The organism is Chryseobacterium lactis (assembly GCF_003815875.1).
Classification (GTDB): Bacteria; Bacteroidota; Bacteroidia; order Flavobacteriales; family Weeksellaceae; genus Chryseobacterium; species Chryseobacterium lactis.
In genome coordinates, this window is the sequence record NZ_CP033924.1 from 306,150 (window position 1) to 324,469 (window position 18,320).

The window sequence follows — 18,320 nt, forward strand, 5'->3', positions numbered from 1 at the left end:
AGCATTTAGTAGTGAAAAAAGTTAGTTTTGCAAAACTTTATGACACCAAAAAAGTACACCAAAAAAACTGCCAAACAGATCCATAAGCACAGACGAAAGAACTATTTTTTCCGTCGCTGGGTCCTATTGGCTATTTTAATTGTGGCTTTAATTGGTACCGGTTTTTATCTGAAACAATCCATCAGCTACTATTACGCATTGTACTTCAATAAATTTACGCATAAAAAGCTTCATAACAGTGAAAAAGAAGCGTTAAGAATTCAAAGAATCCTCACGAATAATCTTGATAAAACCTATGGGTTTGATGTTTCTCATTATCAGAACAGAGAAGATATCAAATGGGATAGTTTAAGTATTGGAAATAAAACCATCCCATTGGAATTTGTGGTCATGCGGGCCACAATGGGAAACAAAAGTGCCGACAAACATTTCGATGAATTTTGGGAAAAGGCTAAAAAGCATAATCTCATCCGTGGTGCATACCATTTTTACAGAGCTGATGAAGATCCGGTCATTCAGGCCAACAATTTTCTGGCTAATGTAAAGCTGGAAAGTGGTGATCTGCCTCCTATTTTAGATATTGAAAAAATCCCGAAACGTAAAACCAACAAAAAGCTGATAGAAGATCTAAAGGTCTGGTGTAAGATTGTAGAGGAAACCTATGGTGAAAAACCTATCATTTATACCTATTATCATTATTATAAGGATTTCCTCAAGGGTGAGTTTGAAGGATATCCTCTTTGGCTGGCCAACTACAATGATGTTCCGTCTCCTTCGCCTGATGATCAGTGGGATTTCTGGCAGTTTACGGAAAATGGAATTGTACATGGAATTAATGCCAAAGTTGACCTGGATATTTACAATGGTAATTCCTGGTCTTTGAAAAGACTGACATTGGATTAATGAGTAAGGAAGCGGGAAGATAGAAGTTTTTGAAGTCTGAAAAAAAACTTTAAGTTTTGTTCATAATGATCCAAAATAACTTCCAGCCTCCATCTTCCTGCTTCCTCCTATTTATTTTTTCCCGATAAAATTCATAATATCTGTATTAAGCTGATCCGGTTTTTCAAAAGGAACCATGTGGGTAGTGTCTTTATAAATCTTCATTTCTGCATTGGGAATCTGTTTAGAAATAAACTCAGTGTGATCTGGTTTTATTACATCTCTGTCTCCTGCAATAACCAGAACCTGACTTTTTATTGTATTCAAATCATTTTTACTGATATGAGGTTCTGTAAGCATGATTTTTAAAAGCCGACGCTCATTTAATGTTTCAGCAGGACTTAATTGATTCAGCTGTGTCATCTGAGTTGTGAAACGTTCAATGAGTTTACTTTCTACCCCTTCAGGAAAGGCATTAGCTCCTATGGTGACCAATTTATTAAGGTGATCGGGATATTTCAAGGCAAATTCAAGCCCAGTGTTTCCTCCATCACTCCAGCCGACAATATTAATTTTATCAAGCTTCAGATCGTCTGCCAATGCTTTTACATCATCTGCAAATAATCTATAGGTAAAATCTTTTTTGGAAATATCTTTACTTTTCCCCTGCCCTCTTGTATCTACTGCAATGACTTTATAGTGTTTGGAAAGTATGGGAATCTGCTGATAAAAATCTTTTATACTTCCCGAATTGCCATGAAGCAAAACCAAAGGTTCGCCTTCACCATACACTTCATAATAAAGGTCGGTATCTTTTAATTTCAGATATTTTCCTGCAGATTCATTTTTCCCAAATATAGATTGATCTGCTTCCTGTATATTTTTTGAGTTATCGGCAATCCAGCTCTGAGCCGCATCGTCGTCTGCGTAGCCACCATCATCATCCTTGGTATCTTTTCCGTTTTTATCCATTTTCACATCGATATTAATAGCCGGCGCTGCAATCGTCATTTTTTTCCAGTCGCCATAAAACTCTCTGATAAATCCTGTTTTAAATAACGCCGCACTGATCTTAATATTTCCGTTAAATTCTTTTAAAAACTGAATTCCCACAAAAAACTTTCCTTTAATCCAGATGTTATGATCATTGACATCGAGTGTGTAAGTTCCGTCTTTAATCATATCTTCAGTAAGCCGAACGGTAATTTCTTCATCCAGGATATTTTTATCCGGGAAGCCATCTTTCTCACTGTAAATACTGTATCGCATCAGAACCGGCTCTGTAGAGGTGTAACGAGCAATATTCAGGTTGATATTTCTGATTTTTGACCTTTTCTTAGCATTAAATTCTAATGCCGTTTCTCCCAGAAAATTATCTTTATTTAATTCAGGATTAACGGAATATAAAACATTTTTGGTTTTAGTATTAACACCCCAGTTTTTATCCACCAGTTTTTTAGGCTTAATTGCAATCTCCTTTATATTCTTAGTTTTCTCATTTAAAAATATCTTTTGCAGATGATGCGTCTTAAAATCCCGGACTGTCTCCTCATATACTTCATATCCCGGAACTTCAATTTTTACCTTTTGTAAGGGGTCTATATCGGAAAGGTCTATTGAAAAATTTCCATTGCCGTCAGAAATTGTTCCGGACGTTTTCTTTTCAACCCCAATTTTCACATAAGGAATAGGCTGGCTTTCATTTTTAGAAATAATAGTTCCGGAAATCACCTGGCCATTAAAGGCAGATACCGCAATAAGAAAGGGGAAAATACTAAGTTTTTTCATGTTAAAAGTTTGATGCAAACTTATCTATTTAGAACGATCAACATTCATAAGGCCTTATTAAATTTAATTCCTTTTTAGTTAAAGTTATTCTAAGTATTTTATGATTTACTGTTAAAACTCTAAAAAACATTTAAATAGCATTGTACTTCTATAGGATATTCATGATTTCTTCCCATGAATTTACTCTCTCATACGTTTCATCTTCTACAAATTCATTATGAGGCTGGGTAAAGATCAGTCGTTGTCCTGAAAAGTGATTTAAATTCTTCGGATAATCATCAATCATAATATCTCCTGAAACGACTCTTTTGCTTCCGCAAAGAACAATTTGCTCCCAGGTAATGAATGGGAAATGCTCTTCCAGCCAGTCGTATTTTTCTCTTAAGCTGTTTGGGAATTCCATTCCTGCAGATACAATATATAATTCATATTTGTTGTTCAGGTATTCTATTGCCTCGCGACTTCCCTTCATAAGTGGTAAAGTTCTGAAAAACCCTACTTCATTTACATGTTTTTTCCCATTGGGAAATGCTTCTATTTCAGGTTTTCCGGCTAAATCACCGATTTGTATTTCGTTTCCTGAGTCTCTTTTTTCAAATTGTACCAGCTGATGATATACATCTGCCATTACCCCGTCCATATCGACAATTACTTTTTTCATTTCTTCAAATCAGATTTTGTATTATTTGTTATTGATCATTAGATCTTATCAAATTTACTGAATAGTTTTTTCAGACAACGGATCCAGTTTATTAAAAAATCATAAATATTCATTTTTAATAAGAGTGCTTCGGAAAGTTTTTATGCCTGTATTTTCGTATTTTTGCCATTCAATTCAAAATCAAAATCAAACCATTAATTTCCAATGAATTACGTTTCTGCCGAAAATCTTACCAAATCTTACGGTATCAAAGTTTTGTTCGAAAACATTTCTTTTCACATCAATGAAGGAGACAAAATTGCTATTGTTGCCAAAAACGGAAGTGGAAAATCTACCCTTCTTAAAATATTAATGGGTAAAGAAATTGCAGACAGCGGCGCTGCAATTATCAATAAGGATATTCAGGTAGTTCTGTTTGACCAGGAAATCTATTATGACCCCAACCTGACTATTGATGAATTTATGATGACTTTGGATTCGGCACCTATTCTTGCGCTGAAAAATTATCACAAGTCTCTTCATTCAACCGATAATTCTTTTATTGAAAAAGCGTTGGCTGACATGGAAGCTCACAAAGCATGGGATCTGGAAAATGAAATGAAACAAATTCTTTCCCAATTAAAGATCACGGATCTGGAAGCAAAAATGGGAACTCTTTCAGGAGGACAGATCAAACGTGTGGCCCTGGCAAAGCTATTGACAGAAACAAGAGCAGAACACAGACATACTTTGTTGATCATGGATGAACCTACCAACCACCTCGACGTGGACATGGTAGAATGGCTTGAAAATTATCTGAATAAAGCAAAAATTACTTTACTGTTGGTAACCCACGACAGATATTTCCTGGACAGCGTCTGCGATATTATCTGGGAAATGGAAGATGGAAATCTTTATACCCACAACGGATCTTATGCGACTTACCTGGAAAACAAGATGATTCGTGAAGATAATTTGAATGCAACGATTGACAAGGCCAATAATTTATACAGAAAGGAACTGGAATGGATGCGAAGACAACCAAAAGCCAGAACCACAAAATCAAAAAGCAGAATTGATTCCTTCTATGAAACAGAAAAAGTAGCTAAAACCGATACCAGACAAGAAGGATTGGAACTGGATTTTGAAATGAAACGTCTGGGTAATAAAATTCTTGAATTAAAAAATATTGATAAAAGCTTTGGAAACAAAGTATTATTAACGGATTTCAGCTATCAGTTTCAGCGTGGAGAAAAAGTAGGTATTATTGGAAAAAACGGAGCCGGTAAATCGACTTTACTAAATATTATCCAGGGGTTTGAAAAGGCCGACAAAGGTGAAATTGAAACAGGGGAAACCATTTCCTTCGGATATTTTTCGCAAAAAGGTCTTACTTATAAGGAAGACGAACGTGTTATTGATTTTATCAAGGAAATTGCAGAATTTTATCCTTTGGCTAATGGAAGAAGTTTGTCTGCCTCGCAATTCCTGAGATTATTCTTATTTGATGATCAAACACAATATTCTCCTATCTCAAAATTATCCGGAGGGGAAAAAAGAAGGCTTCACCTGATGTATATTTTGTATCAGAATCCTAACTTCCTGATTTTTGATGAACCTACCAATGACCTGGATCTTCCTACATTGACGGTTCTTGAAAACTTCCTGCAGCAATTCCAGGGATCTTTGATTATCGTTTCCCACGACAGATATTTTATGGACAGAATTGTAGATCATGTTCTGGCTTTTGAAGGAAATGGTAAAATAAGAGATTTCGTAGGAAACTTCTCAGAATACAGAGAGGCAAAAAGCAGAGAAGATGCTTTGGAGAAAAATACAGCCGCAAAAGCAGAATCTCCAAAAGAAATTGCTCCAACAGCGGAAAATATACCGTCTTCCAATACTAAAAAAAGAAAGTTGTCCTTTAAAGAACAGCGGGAATTGGAAACCATCGAAAAAGAAATGCCTGAACTGGAAAATCAACGTTCAAAAATTCTTGATCAGCTTAATAATGAAACAGATTACGGAAAAATAGCCAAGCTCTCAGCAGAATTGGAAACAGTTTCTGAAAAACTGGAAAATCACGAGATGAGATGGCTTGAATTACAGGAAGAGCTTTAATAATAAAAAGTTATGAATTATGAGTTGACAAGTCAGAGAGTTTGAGTTTCGGAGGGTTTGAGAGTAAAAAGACGAAAATATTTTACCATCAACCTATGAACTTAAAATTTAACCTTTCAATCAACTCATAATTCACAACCTATTTTTTATAGGTGAATCACTTTTTCTTCTTTTGTACTTTCCAGAGAGGCATCGATAATTTTCATATTTTGGATAACTTCTATTCCGGGTGATGGTAAAGGATATCCAAAAACGATGTGTTCGTAGATTTGCTGATAGTAATCCATATAATTTCCTGCTTCACTGGATGTCAGGAGTCTTTCTGTTTCGGAGTTTTCATTTAAAATATTTAAAATTCCGTCTGCTTCCTTCAAAGGGTTAGTCCATTCTTTACCATAGACAGGAATTGCTCCGGCAACTAATTCATTTTCCTGATTGTCGGTTCTTTCCTGTAAAAAACTACCTTTTTCACCGTGAATCATGTAAGCATAATGAGCTTCTTTAATGAATACGGATGATTTCAATCTTACCCGAAGATGGTTCTTATAAAACAGAAGAATCTCAAAATAATCATTGGCAAATTCAGATCCTTTCATGGAAAATACATCGGCAAACAGTTTTTCCGGATAGCCAAAATACTGTACCGCCTGATCTACAAGATGAGCTCCAAGATCATGAAGCGATCCCGAGCCGATCTGATCAGGATTTTCTTTATGTTGTTTGCCACTGGGAGTTGTACGGAATCTGTCAAAACGAATCTCAACTTCTTTTATGTTTCCCAGTTTATTTCCGTTTAAAATATTTTGTACCTGTAAAAAATCACGATCAAACCTTCTGTTCTGATATACGCTCAAAAACAATCCTTTTTCTTCAGCAAGTGCTACCAGTTCTTCAGCCTCTGAAACATTTACGGTAAAAGGTTTTTCAACAATAATATTCTTCCCGGCTTCCAGTGCTTTTTTTGCATACTCATAATGAGTCTGAACCGGAGTATTAATGACGACCAGTTCAATATCCGCGTGCTGAAGCATTTCTTCGATCGATCGATAAATAGTGGCCTCAGGATATTTCTCCTTAGATTCCTCTTTACTTCTTTCTACGATGGCCGAAATAAAAAATCCCGGATGCTCTTTCAAAAAGGGAGCGTGGAATACTTTACCACTCATTCCGAAGGCACAAAGCCCTGTTTTTACCAATTGCATATTTTAATTTTTAACAAATATATTCATAAAAAACGACCGACTGCAGATCTACAAAAACGATAGAAATAATCCATCTATCTCAGGCATAAAAACATGATAAAAATCACATATTTATTTTTATCTATTCTAAACAAATACTTACATTTGCGCGTTATTTAAAACTGTTCTACATAAAAATAAAATGAAAAGACAACTACTTTCTTTAGGTCTTCTATTTACCGCTGTTTCACTAGGTGCACAGCTGAAAAACATGGAGGCTGACACTATCAGAACTCAAACTATCGAAGATATTAATCTTCATAAAACCGGGAATCCAAACCAGGCAAGGCCACTTTCTACAAAGTCAAACCTTACGGTAATGGAAAATCCTCAGCCGATCGCTATTGTTACTCACGAAATTATTGAGCAGCAGCAGGCAAAGCAGTTGAGTGATGTTCTTCAGAATGTAAACGGGATGTATGTAACCTCTTCCAGAGGAAATTCTCAGGATAGTTTTGGTGGGCGTGGATTTATTTTAGGAAATGATAACATTTTCAAAAATGGGTCAAGAATAAATAGTGGAGTTTTTCCTGAAGTAAGTGGTCTTGAAAGAGTGGAAGTTTTAAAAGGAGCCAATGCTATGTTGTTTGGTAATACAGCTGCAGGAGGTGTCATCAATATGATCACGAAAAAACCTAAATTCAATTTTGGAGGAAGTATAGGTTTAAATGGGGGTAGCTGGAATTCTTATAAACCGACAGTGGATATCTATGGTCCTTTATCAAAGAATATTGCGTTCAGAGTAAATGGTGCTTATGAGTATGCTGAAAGTTTCAGAGATGTGGTACAATCTGAAAAATACTATTTTAATCCTTCATTCTTATTTAACTTAAGTGAAAAATCTCAGTTAATTGTAGAGGCCGATTATCTTAAAAATAATTTCACACCTGATTTTGGTCTTGGATCCATTACTGAAAAAAACCAAAGCTATAGATTGAATGATGCTCTTTCCAGAAATGTTTTCTTTGGAACTGACTGGCAATATCAAAATGTACAACAAGCTTCTACGAATGTAACCTTTAATCACCAGTTTAACGAAAGATGGTCTTTAAATGCTACCGCTTCTTACCAAAACTATACGAAAGATTATTTTTCTTCTGAAAGAGTACAGTGGATATATGAAACTAAAGATCCAAAGGTAGATCCTAACCGATTATCCTGGAAACGACCATTTGGTAAAACTTACAACGAACAAAATTACACTTCTGCACAAGTAAACATCAATGGTGAGTTCAATACCGGAAAAATCAACCATAAAGTTTTAATTGGTGCAGATGCAGATTATAGCCAGGCAGATGCATATGCTTATAATATCACGGGTCCAACAAATCTTTTATACCTGGACGACCCTTCAACATGGGGAAATGTGGGGATGCCAAGTTCTACTCTTACTACAAGAAATAGAATCAATACAAGAAGAATCGGGATCTATGCACAAGATTTTATCAGCTTAACAAAGCAACTAAAAGTAATTGCAGGATTGAGATGGTCTTATATAGAAAATATGCCTACGCTGACAACTCGTTTTACATTAAATGATAAAATTGAAGTTGCAAATTCTTCAACGTCTGACAATGCATTTTCTCCAAAAGTAGGTTTGGTTTATGCACCGAATGAAAACCTTTCGGTATTTGCAACTTATACTAATTCGTTTGCCGCAAATGCAGGATATACTTCGGATCAATTTGGTACAGTAAATGCCAATCAACCCGATAAAGATGTTCAAAATCAGCTAAATACTTTATCAAGACAAAGCATAAAACCTTCAACAGTTGATCAGTACGAAATTGGTATTAAAAAGAATTTCTGGAACAATGCCTTAGCTGTTAACTTAACGGCTTACCAGATTATGTACAATAATTATTATCAAACATATTGGTTCGCTTCTGCTACAAACGGTGCACCGGTAAATTCGACAGATACCAATCTTAAAGAATTTGCAGGAAATATGAGAAGCCGTGGTGTAGAATTAGATATTACAGGAAATCCTACAGAAAACTTATCCATAATTGGAGGTTTTTCTTATAACAATTCCGTTTACCTTAATACTCCGGAAAAGGGATATATTGAAAACCAAAGACTGGTAAGAACACCAGCTACAACAGCGAATGCTTCAGTTTTCTATAAATTCACAAACTATGTAAAAGGTTTGAAAATTGGTGCTGGAATTTATTACATAGGAGATAGAATCGCCGGTTGGAATGATACAAAATCTACAAACACAAGTAGAAACAACGTGAGTAGAATGTTTGACCTAAAAGACTATACTACTGTTTCTGTGTCAGTTGGCTACGAATGGAAAAAATTCTCTATCCAGGGCAAAGTGGGTAACTTATTTGATGTGGTTAATTACAACGTTCACGAAAACTATTCCGTGAACCCGATTACTCCGAGAAACTATTATTTTACACTGACCTACAGACTGTAAAACTACATATAAAGTTAGTTCAACATTAAAAGTGGAATCTGCCTATTTTGCAGTTTCCACTTTTGAAATTTAAAAAACAAAACAAAAACGATATGGATAAGATTAAAGACACAAGAAGTTTCATGCGAATTACGCACCGGTATCTGGGGTACTTCATGGCCGGTATTATGGCTGTTTATGCATTAAGTGGAATTCTTCTGGTGTACAGAGACACTGATTTTTTGAAAAATGAAAAAAAGTATGAAAAGACCATTGCGAAAGATCTTACTGAGAAGCAGCTGAAAAAAGAACTGAAGATGAAAGGCCTTGAAGTAGAGAAAACAGAAGGGAGTATTCTTTATTTCAAAAAGGGAACTTATGATGCAGCCACCGGAAAAGCACAATATTCTAAAATGGAACTGCCTTTTGTATTGGATAAAATGGTTTCTCTTCACAAATCACAATCCAAAGATGCGATTTCTCCGCTAAGTGTCTTCTTCGGGGTTTCTCTTTTCTTTTTTGTGATTTCGAGTTTCTGGATGTTTAATCCTAAAACAAAAGCATTCAAACGTGGGATCAAATTTACAATTGCGGGCTTAATTATCTCTATCATCTTACTTTTTATTTAATTGAAAAAAGAATAAATAAAACGGAGAGTACTTTATGTTATTAATAGTTTGTTATCATTTAGTTTAAAAGATTAATAAAATGAGAAATTATAAGGCTATTGAAGCTCAGCTAGTTCCTTATTCCTGATAGCAGAATTTTCCTTTTAATCACTTTCATTATGAAATCATCAACATATTTGTTAAAAGATTAAAATATACTCGACACAAAAATTAACACTTTTTTTGAATAATTGTCTAAAATTAAGAGTCTGGCACATTTATTGTTTTTTCTATAATTCGTGAATAATAAACATTTAATTATTAAAATAATAAATTATGAAAAGACTTATTTTAACGGGGATATTAGCTGTAGCAGGCTTAACAGCAACTGCAAACGCTCAGATTCAAAAAGGTAATTGGATGGTAGGAGGTAACCTGGCAGGTGCTAACTTCGGGTTAAACAAAGGAGGAGGATATGATTTTAACATCCAGCCTAAAGGAGCTTACTTTATCGAAGATAATATTGCAGTTGGGGGATATGTAGATTTAGGCTTCAAAGGAGCTAAAGATGCACCAACTACGTTCACGTACAATGTTGGAGCATTAGGACGTTACTATCTTAACCCGGGAGAGCAGGGAGTAAACAACCTGTTACACCACGGAAGATGGTTCTTAGAAGGTAACTTAGGAATTGGAGGAACATCAATCTCTAAAGGAGGTTCTTCTTCTAACGGACTTAACTTTGGATTCGGTCCTGGTTATTCATATTTCATTACTCCAAACATCGGTTTAGAAGGTTTAATTAAATATGATGCTAACGCAGGATTCGGAAGCGGTGGATATACCAACAAAATCACTTTTGGTTTAGGTTTCCAGATTTATCTTCCAACATCTAAAGGAAAACAAATCATCAACGACGTTAAGTAATCACTGAATACTTATAAAAAAATGAAAGCGCCCCGAAATATTTTCGGGGCGCTTTTCGTACAAATTAAAACTAAACTATAAAAAATCAAATAAAATCAAATATTGGGTTGAGGTGTATATCTTAAATAAGGTTTTATTTCTGTGACGCCTTTCGCAAATATTTTCCTGGCATCTTCTGTAGAAATCGAGGGTGGTATAATAACATCCTCTCCATTCTCCCAATTAACCGGAGTAGCTACTGTATGAGCATCTACGAGCTGTAAGGAATCCAGAACCCTCAATATTTCATTAAAGTTTCTTCCGGTAGAAGCAGGATAGGTAATAATCAATCTCACTTTTTTAGCAGGATCAATAATGAGTAAAGAACGTACGGTAGCAGTTGCCGAAGCATTCGGATGAATGAAATCATACAGCTCAGAAACTTTTCTGTCTTTATCCGCAATAATGGGAAATTCTACATTTGTATCCTGAGTTTCATTAATATCTTTAATCCAGCTCTGGTGGTCTTCTACTGCATCAACACTAAGGGCAATAACTTTTGTGCCCCTTTGGTCAAATTCTGACTTCAATTTTGAAGTATATCCCAATTCTGTAGTGCAAACCGGGGTATAATCTGCAGGATGTGAAAATAAAATTCCCCACGAATCTCCCAGATAATTATAGAAATTGATGTCACCTAAAGATGACTCTGCCTGAAAGTTGGGTGCTGTATCTCCTAATTTAATTGACATAATATTTCGTTCTTATAGTCTACAAATTTAGTAGACTTTTTGGAACTGGCAAATTTTTTGTTAAAAATTTATATATTTAATTAAAAAAAATATCCATGGAGAAAACCGGACTCAGCTATGTGGACCTTGTTTATAAGGTATTGGAAAATTGGTATGTGACATTTGCTGAACTTACTCCGAAGTTAATTGTCGGAATTCTGGTATTTACTTTTTTTCTTATTACCAGTAAATACCTGAGTATCATTGCTGTAAAATTATTTCATAAATTCTTCCCGAAAAGCAAAAAAGAAAGCTCTTTGGTAACCCTGGTAGGCGTATTCAGATTTCTGATTATGCTGATGGGAACATTTATTTCCCTTGAAATTATGGGATTCAGTGGTTTTCTATGGAAGTTTATCGGAAGTCTGGGAGTGGCAGGGGTCATTGCAGGGGTTGCTCTGAAAGATCTTGTTTCAAGTATGTTCTCAGGAATGCTGATCGGGATTGATAAAGCTTTTAAAGTAGGAGATTATATTACCATCGGAAATCACTCCGGAACCGTACAGGAAATCGGTTTTTTAACAACAAAAATTCTTACCGATGACGGGAAAAAGGCTTACATCCCCAATCAGGTGGTTTTCAATGCACCTTTTTATAATATCACCGCTTCGCCGCAACGTAGGATTATTTTAAACTTTGAAATTCCCGCAGATGAAGATATCAGCAAAGCACAGAAAGGAATTCTTGATGTTGTTAAAAACCTTGATAATGTAGACAAGCTGGATACTGCAGAAGTAATTTTTACCGATCTTAAACAAGGCTCATTTAATCTTCAGGTAAAGTTCTGGATTAAGATAGGAGCTAACCTTGCTCAGGTGAAAAGCAAAGCTTATTTAGGCATTAAAGAACGTTTTGATATGGATAAAATTCTGCTGGTAACACCTACCAGTATCAGCATTACAAATGGAGAAAATAATTTACAGGAGAGTCAGGATAAGTAGTTCTGGATAAGTTCATATATTTTATCGCACTGTCATTCTGACGAAGGAAGAATCTCATTCTGCTTTTTATTTGTTTACATTCAAATATATTTCCCATAGATTTCGCTGATGTTTGTGGATAAATTAGAATCTAAAAAGTTGTTTCAATTTTTGGAACGACTTTTTTTATTTTGTTGGAAAACGCTAAGGCACAAAAAAGATTGAAAACTTTCCGTTATAAGGCGCGAGGATTTTATCTGCGATAAAATTGTAGGCTGTTGTGTTTATTTTACTCACGCAAATTTTGCAGATTACGCTGATGTTGATGATAAAATCTGCCCGATCTGTTTGATCAGCGAGAAAATTAATTCAATCCGAGGTTTTATCCTATCCTTGCTGAAAATCTCTGATTTTCTTGCGCCATAAAAATATACGCAATACATAATAAATCTTTGCGGCTTTACAATTTCCAACAACAAAAGTATCTCCATCTGCGAATAATGATAAGTAAGCTCTTGGCTTCTCGCAGACCTCAATAATTTCATAAATGTTTGAGATCAAATTAGAATCTAAAAAGCTATTTCAATTTTGGAACGGCTTTTTTGTTGGGAAACGCAACGGCGCAAAAAAAGATTTAAAACTTCCTGTTATAAGGCGCAGGGATTTTATCTGCGATAAAATTATAGGCGGTCGAGTTTTATTTATCTCACGCAGATTTTGCAGATTACGCTGATGTTGATGATAAAATCTGCTCGATTTGCCTGATCAGCGAGAAAATTAATTCAATCCGAGGTTTTATCCTATCCTTGCTGAAAATCTCTGATTTTCTTGCGCCATAAAAATATACGCAATACATAATAAATCTTTGCGGCTTTACAATTTCCAACAACAAAAGTATCTCCATCTGCGAATAATGATAAGTAAGCTCTTGGCTTCTCGCAGACCTCAATAATTTCATAAATGTTTGAGATCAAATTAGAATCTAAAAAGCTATTTCAATTTTGGAACGGCTTTTTTGTTGGGAAACGCAACGGCGCAAAAAAAGATTTAAAACTTCCTGTTATAAGGCGCAGGGATTTTATCTGCGATAAAATTATAGGCGGTCGAGTTTTATTTATCTCACGCAGATTTTGCAGATTACGCTGATGTTGATGATAAAATCTGCTCGATTTGCCTGATCGGCGAGAAAATTAATTCAATCCGATGTTTATTGTACCCTTGCTGAAAAGCTCTGATTTTCTTGCGCCACAAAAATACACACAATACATAATAAATCATTGCGCCTTTGCGATTTCCAACAGCAAAAGTATCTCCATCTGCGAATAATGATAAGTAAGCTCTTGGACCTCACTAATTTCATAAATGTTTGAGATCAAATTAGAATCTAAAAAGCTATTTTAATTTTGGAACGGCTTTTTTGTTGGGAAACGCAACGGCGCAAGGATTTTAGGATAGTGAGTGTTTTTAAGGCGCGAGGATTTTATCTGCGATAAAATTGTAGGCTGTTGTGTTTATTTTACTCACGCAAATTTTGCAGATTACGCTGATGTTGATGATAAAATCTGCCCGATCTGCTTGATCAGCGAGAAAATTAATTCAATCCGATGTTTTATCCTATCCTTGCTGAAAATCTCTGATTTTCTTGCGCCATAAAAATACCCACAATACATAATAAATCATTGCGCCCTTGCGATTTCCAACAAACCTAGGATGGCAAGGTGAGTTATTTTCTCTCTTTTTTGATAAAATGAGGATTTAGCTCACAAAAAAACCGCTCCACAAAGTGAAACGGTTTTCTATTTTATTTAAAAATTTCAGACTAAGCTAAAACTTCTTTTACTTTGTTTGCAGCTTCTTCTAAAGTAATTGCAGAGTGAACCGGAAGACCAGACTCATCAATTAATTTTTTAGCTTCTACAGCGTTAGTTCCCTGTAATCTTACGATCAATGGAACAGGAAGGCTACCCATAGCTTTGTAAGCATCCACAACACCTTGAGCAACTCTGTCACATCTTACGATACCTCCGAAGATGTTGATCAGGATAGCTTTTACGTTTGGATCTCTTAAGATGATTCCGAAAGCAGTCTGTACTCTCTGAGCATCAGCAGTACCTCCTACGTCAAGGAAGTTAGCAGGGTTACCACCTGATAATTTGATGATATCCATAGTTGCCATTGCAAGACCGGCACCGTTTACCATACAAGCAACGTTACCATCCAATTTCACGAAGTTAAGACCAGCTTCACCAGCTTCAACATCCATTGGATCTTCTTCTCTTGTATCTCTAAGTTCAGCTAAGTCTTTGTGACGGAACAATGAGTTGTCATCCAAAGTTACTTTAGCATCTACAGCGATAATTTTGTTATCAGAAGTCTTTAATACAGGGTTGATTTCGAAAAGAGAAGCATCAATTCCTGTGTAAGCATTGTATAGAGATGAAATAAATTTCACAAATTCTTTGAAAGCATTTCCTTCAAGACCTAGGTTGAAAGCAATTTTTCTAGCCTGGAATCCTTGAAGACCGATAGCCGGGTCAATCAATTCGTTGTGGATTAAGTGAGGAGTTACTTCTGCAACGTGCTCAATATCCATACCTCCTTCTGTAGAATATACGATTGTATTTTTTCCTTCAGCTCTGTCTAAAAGAATAGAAACATAAAATTCTTTAGTTTCAGATTCTCCAGGATAATAAACATCTTCTGCAACCAAAACAGAGTGTACTTTTTTACCTTCAGCAGAAGTTTGTGGAGTTACCAACTGCATTCCAAGGATATTCTGAGCATTTTCTTTAAGCTTATCCATGTTTGGAGAGAACTTAACACCTCCACCTTTACCACGACCACCTGCGTGAATCTGTGCTTTTACAACCCAAGCTTGTGCTCCGGTTTCAGCAGTCAATTTTTCTGCAGCTGCTACAGCTTCGTCTACGTTGTTTGCAACGAAACCACGTTGGATAGCTACTCCGTACTTTGATAAAATCTCTTTTGATTGATACTCGTGAAGATTCATATTATTTTTATTATTTTATTTAAATATTTAAAGGTTGACAAATTTACTAAAAAGACACGGAAGTTCAAGTTTATTGACCTAAAATTTAAAGTCCGATTGACTTGATTTTTAACATATCATTCAATTTTCCTTTATTCTTCCGCCAATTTTTCAGACTGAGAACCAATAAAAGGAATTCTCGGAGCCAGAAAATACCCTGTAAGGCTGGCAAATAAAATAGGGACAAAGTAGGTAAACCCAGTCAATGTTCCAAGGATTATTGTTGTACTCATCGGTGTTCTTGTGACACAGGCATTAATAGCGGCCATACAGCTTACAATAGCTAGTGTGGTGTCTACAGATGGAAATAAATTATGAATAATTAATCCCAAGGTTGTTCCCACAAAAAATAAAGGGATAATAAAACCACCCCTCCATCCGGAAGTTACTGTGATAGCTATAGCCAGTATTTTAAAAACAAGAATCAGGATCAGGAAGTTTAGTCCAAAATTTCCACCGATCAGCTGATTAATCTCATTATGCCCGAAGTATCTTGTAATAGGAAAATTGTAAGCAATCACCCCTAAAATAACTCCACCTACAAATGTTTTTATATAAATAGGAAACTTTTTGTATTCAAAAACTTTTTTAAAAAATTTAACTACAAAAATGAAGATCCATCCAAATAAAGTTCCAATGATTCCAAAAGCAGTAGCATAGGCAAAATCGTATACTCCTGTGTAATGATACGCTTTCAAATCCCAGGTTGCTCCTATTCCAAGATGGATAATCAATGCAAACATCAGATAACTGAAACAGCTTGCTACCAGCGCCGGAATAATGGCTTTATAATATTCAACCGCATGTTTATGATGGAGGATTTCCAGAGAAAAAAGGCTTCCTCCCAGTGGAGCTCCAAATAATGCAGTAAAACCGGAAGCCATTCCGGCAATACTTAATGAACGTAATTCCTCTCCTTTTAATCGGAATACCTTTCCCAACCAGGTTCCGGTAGATCCGGTAACCTGTACCAAAGGCGCTTCCGGACCCAGACTTCCTCCTGAAGCCACACAAAAAAGTGATGAAAGGATCATCGAAGGGTTATTCTTTGGATCCAGTTTTCCTTTATTGAATCTGATGTTATTAACAATCAGGTGAATTTCTCCCGGATCACCGATAAAGTGAATTACCAGACCCGCCAACAATCCACAAATTGCCATCGTCGGAATTACCTGCCAACCTTGAAAATGAGCCAGAAATTCTGTAAAGTGTTCCAGTACGATCCAATAACCGCCGGCAATAATACCGCCTACAAGACCTGTTATCGCCCACATGAAAAAAGTTCGGCTGAACACAAAGGGATTAAATCTTATAGGTTGATCTAAAAGATTAAAAGTTCGTATTAACCTCCTTCTTCTGTCAATTTTCATTTTTAGATTTTATTTTTAGCAAAATAAAGGATCAGCATTCCCCAGCTCAAGATCATCATCAAACCACCAAGCGGAGTGATAGGCCCCAGGAATTTAAGATTCATTCCTAAGTAATCCTGCATACTTAAAAAGTAAATGCTTACTGAGAATAAAAGTGTTCCCGCAATCATTAAAATGGAAGTCCATTTTTCAGCCGAAGTTTCAAATTTTAAGATATAGCCGATGATTAGCAGGAAAAATGCTGCATACATCTGATATCGTACTCCTGTTTCAAAACTTTCCAGTCTTTCCACAGCTAATATTTTCTTTAAAGCATGTGCACCAAAAGCACCAAGGATCACAGACACCATTCCGTAGACCGCTCCAAAAATTAAAGTAATCGTTTTCATTTTTATAACTCTTCTAATTCTAAGGTTAAATATTTTTTTGTTTTCGCATCCTGCCAGGTTCCGATGATTTTATTTCCTTTTAAATCTGCTTCCACTAAGGCTCTTGGTATCCATTGTTTCAATTCTTCACTATGGTAATCATCTTCTGTGATTGAAAAATGGCCATGAACAAATTCTCCTCTCCAGTTGATCTGTTTCTTATTCTTATCATACCAATAAGTCGCTGAAAAGGAATCATCCTCATTGATTTCATTGAACAAAACCGTAATCGGATATTTTCCATCAATTTTTCCTTTGTACAATTTATTCCCAGGACTTGTTCTATCAGTCTTTTCAGAACCTGAAATCAGATTTTTGGCATAAGGACTCCAATATTTTTCCAGTTCTTTGTAAGAAAATTCTATTTCATGACTTCCCAGATCATCCAGGGCTCTCATAGCATGATTGGAACATCTTCCGGCTACAAAAGTGAGTTTATCCTTTCCGAAAAAATATCTGATACCATTCAAAGTATAATCTATGAAGCATCCTTCATATAAACCAATCTGTTCCTGAACTTCTTCTGAAGCATTTTTTTGAGACTTCAATTTAACAAGAAAATTATCGACTCTTTTTTTGATCTTTTTTTGAATCAAACCATTAATTGTCTTAACAGCACCTTCCTGAAATAAATCTTCAGCATTGATATAATTCCCTGTCCTCAGGTCAAAATTTTTCCAGTCTGAAAATTCTTCGGGATAAGCTCCTGAAGCTTCACCATCAATACTGATACTTAGAATATTTTTGGGAGTTTCCAGTTTTTTCCAATCATAGAAATATACATAGTTTGCATATGAAGTAGCTCCTGCATTCACCTTTTTAGAAGGATTTCCTTCTGATCCGGGAATATATTCCAGTTCACTTACCTGAAGAAAAAGATTAATCTTCTTTTCTATTCTGGAATTATCGGAATAGGAAATAACAGGAAAAACAAAGTCTTTCGTTTTTGGCTGCAAGTCACTTATCTTTAAATTTTTCTGTTGAGAAAAACTTAAACCGGAGACCAACATGAAAAATAAGACTGCCTGCTTCACTGTTTCGATTTTAAATACATTAAAATAAACTTGGCTACCAATGTAGAAATTCCCAGTATGAGAAACATATTGGCAAATCTCTTGGAACTTCTGAAACCCGGATGATTGGTTTTCTTTAAAAAGAATCCAAAAAGA

At 35.5% G+C, this 18,320-nt stretch carries 14 protein-coding genes; 6 read left to right on the forward strand and 8 right to left on the reverse strand.

Annotation, left to right across the window (positions count from 1 at the left end):
• The first annotated feature begins 39 nt into the window (after positions 1 to 39).
• Positions 40 to 903 carry a glycoside hydrolase family 25 protein gene (locus tag EG342_RS01405; RefSeq protein WP_185126903.1) on the forward strand — a complete coding sequence of 288 codons (864 nt, stop codon included), beginning with the start codon at positions 40 to 42 and terminating at the stop codon, positions 901 to 903.
• Between the two features lie 111 nt (positions 904 to 1,014).
• Here the strand turns inward: EG342_RS01405 and EG342_RS01410 are convergent, their stop codons facing one another.
• Positions 1,015 to 2,670 (reverse strand): alpha/beta fold hydrolase, encoded by a 1,656-nt coding sequence (locus EG342_RS01410; protein ID WP_103292055.1) that lies wholly within the window; start codon positions 2,668 to 2,670, stop codon positions 1,015 to 1,017.
• Positions 2,671 to 2,818: 148 nt separating this feature from the next.
• On the reverse strand, positions 2,819 to 3,331 hold the full coding sequence (locus EG342_RS01415) for a 5' nucleotidase, NT5C type (RefSeq protein ID WP_103292054.1): 513 nt from the start codon (positions 3,329 to 3,331) through the stop codon (positions 2,819 to 2,821).
• Between the two features lie 204 nt (positions 3,332 to 3,535).
• Between EG342_RS01415 and EG342_RS01420 the strand changes: the two genes are divergently transcribed.
• Complete coding sequence (locus tag EG342_RS01420; RefSeq protein ID WP_103292053.1) at positions 3,536 to 5,431, forward strand: ABC-F family ATP-binding cassette domain-containing protein; 1,896 nt, start codon at positions 3,536 to 3,538, stop codon at positions 5,429 to 5,431.
• A gap of 146 nt (positions 5,432 to 5,577) precedes the next feature.
• Here EG342_RS01420 and EG342_RS01425 read toward each other — a convergent pair whose 3' ends face one another.
• Positions 5,578 to 6,633: a Gfo/Idh/MocA family oxidoreductase gene (locus tag EG342_RS01425; RefSeq protein ID WP_103292052.1), complete on the reverse strand. Its 1,056-nt coding sequence runs from the start codon at positions 6,631 to 6,633 to the stop codon at positions 5,578 to 5,580.
• 181 nt (positions 6,634 to 6,814) lie between these two features.
• On the opposite strand from EG342_RS01425, the gene EG342_RS01430 reads away from it, so the two are divergent.
• The 3 genes from EG342_RS01430 (at position 6,815) to EG342_RS01440 (ending at position 10,614) form a co-directional block, all read left to right on the forward strand.
• Positions 6,815 to 9,100: a TonB-dependent siderophore receptor gene (locus EG342_RS01430; protein WP_103292051.1), complete on the forward strand. Its 2,286-nt coding sequence runs from the start codon at positions 6,815 to 6,817 to the stop codon at positions 9,098 to 9,100.
• Positions 9,101 to 9,192: 92 nt separating this feature from the next.
• Positions 9,193 to 9,708 (forward strand): hypothetical protein, encoded by a 516-nt coding sequence (locus tag EG342_RS01435; RefSeq protein ID WP_103292164.1) that lies wholly within the window; start codon positions 9,193 to 9,195, stop codon positions 9,706 to 9,708.
• 315 nt (positions 9,709 to 10,023) lie between these two features.
• Complete coding sequence (locus EG342_RS01440) at positions 10,024 to 10,614, forward strand: outer membrane beta-barrel protein (RefSeq protein ID WP_103292050.1); 591 nt, start codon at positions 10,024 to 10,026, stop codon at positions 10,612 to 10,614.
• A gap of 95 nt (positions 10,615 to 10,709) precedes the next feature.
• Here EG342_RS01440 and EG342_RS01445 read toward each other — a convergent pair whose 3' ends face one another.
• Complete coding sequence (locus tag EG342_RS01445) at positions 10,710 to 11,345, reverse strand: peroxiredoxin (RefSeq protein WP_103292049.1); 636 nt, start codon at positions 11,343 to 11,345, stop codon at positions 10,710 to 10,712.
• Between the two features lie 95 nt (positions 11,346 to 11,440).
• Here EG342_RS01445 and EG342_RS01450 point away from each other — a divergent pair, with 95 nt between their 5' ends.
• Positions 11,441 to 12,325 carry a mechanosensitive ion channel family protein gene (locus tag EG342_RS01450; RefSeq protein ID WP_103292048.1) on the forward strand — a complete coding sequence of 295 codons (885 nt, stop codon included), beginning with the start codon at positions 11,441 to 11,443 and terminating at the stop codon, positions 12,323 to 12,325.
• A 1,798-nt stretch (positions 12,326 to 14,123) separates the two neighbouring features.
• Here the strand turns inward: EG342_RS01450 and sucC are convergent.
• The 4 genes from sucC to EG342_RS01470 all read right to left on the reverse strand — a co-directional run bounded on the left by sucC (position 14,124) and on the right by EG342_RS01470 (position 18,185).
• Positions 14,124 to 15,314 (reverse strand): ADP-forming succinate--CoA ligase subunit beta, encoded by a 1,191-nt coding sequence (gene sucC / locus EG342_RS01455; protein ID WP_103292047.1) that lies wholly within the window; start codon positions 15,312 to 15,314, stop codon positions 14,124 to 14,126.
• A 131-nt stretch (positions 15,315 to 15,445) separates the two neighbouring features.
• A complete protein-coding gene (locus tag EG342_RS01460) occupies positions 15,446 to 16,723 on the reverse strand; it encodes a chloride channel protein (RefSeq protein WP_103292046.1) in 1,278 nt (425 codons plus the stop codon).
• Between the two features lie 2 nt (positions 16,724 to 16,725).
• Positions 16,726 to 17,112, reverse strand: coding sequence for a DUF423 domain-containing protein (locus EG342_RS01465; RefSeq protein WP_103292045.1), 387 nt, complete (start codon positions 17,110 to 17,112; stop codon positions 16,726 to 16,728).
• 2 nt (positions 17,113 to 17,114) lie between these two features.
• Positions 17,115 to 18,185, reverse strand: a complete 1,071-nt coding sequence (locus EG342_RS01470; protein WP_103292044.1) for a hypothetical protein — start codon at positions 18,183 to 18,185, stop codon at positions 17,115 to 17,117.
• Positions 18,186 to 18,320 lie beyond the last annotated feature (135 nt).

Bases quoted from the DNA above. Each gene is read 5' to 3' on its own strand.
- EG342_RS01450 (WP_103292048.1), top strand. From the start codon at position 11,441: ATGGAGAAAACCGGACTCAGCTATGTGGACCTTGTTTATAAGGTATTG.
- EG342_RS01440 (WP_103292050.1), top strand. From the start codon at position 10,024: ATGAAAAGACTTATTTTAACGGGGATATTAGCTGTAGCAGGCTTAACA.
- EG342_RS01410 (WP_103292055.1), bottom strand. From the start codon at position 2,670: ATGAAAAAACTTAGTATTTTCCCCTTTCTTATTGCGGTATCTGCCTTT.
- EG342_RS01420 (WP_103292053.1), top strand. From the start codon at position 3,536: ATGAATTACGTTTCTGCCGAAAATCTTACCAAATCTTACGGTATCAAA.
- EG342_RS01430 (WP_103292051.1), top strand. From the start codon at position 6,815: ATGAAAAGACAACTACTTTCTTTAGGTCTTCTATTTACCGCTGTTTCA.
- EG342_RS01445 (WP_103292049.1), bottom strand. From the start codon at position 11,345: ATGTCAATTAAATTAGGAGATACAGCACCCAACTTTCAGGCAGAGTCA.
- sucC (WP_103292047.1), bottom strand. From the start codon at position 15,314: ATGAATCTTCACGAGTATCAATCAAAAGAGATTTTATCAAAGTACGGA.
- EG342_RS01460 (WP_103292046.1), bottom strand. From the start codon at position 16,723: ATGAAAATTGACAGAAGAAGGAGGTTAATACGAACTTTTAATCTTTTA.
- EG342_RS01405 (WP_185126903.1), top strand. From the start codon at position 40: ATGACACCAAAAAAGTACACCAAAAAAACTGCCAAACAGATCCATAAG.
- EG342_RS01415 (WP_103292054.1), bottom strand. From the start codon at position 3,331: ATGAAAAAAGTAATTGTCGATATGGACGGGGTAATGGCAGATGTATAT.
- EG342_RS01435 (WP_103292164.1), top strand. From the start codon at position 9,193: ATGGATAAGATTAAAGACACAAGAAGTTTCATGCGAATTACGCACCGG.
- EG342_RS01425 (WP_103292052.1), bottom strand. From the start codon at position 6,633: ATGCAATTGGTAAAAACAGGGCTTTGTGCCTTCGGAATGAGTGGTAAA.
- EG342_RS01465 (WP_103292045.1), bottom strand. From the start codon at position 17,112: ATGAAAACGATTACTTTAATTTTTGGAGCGGTCTACGGAATGGTGTCT.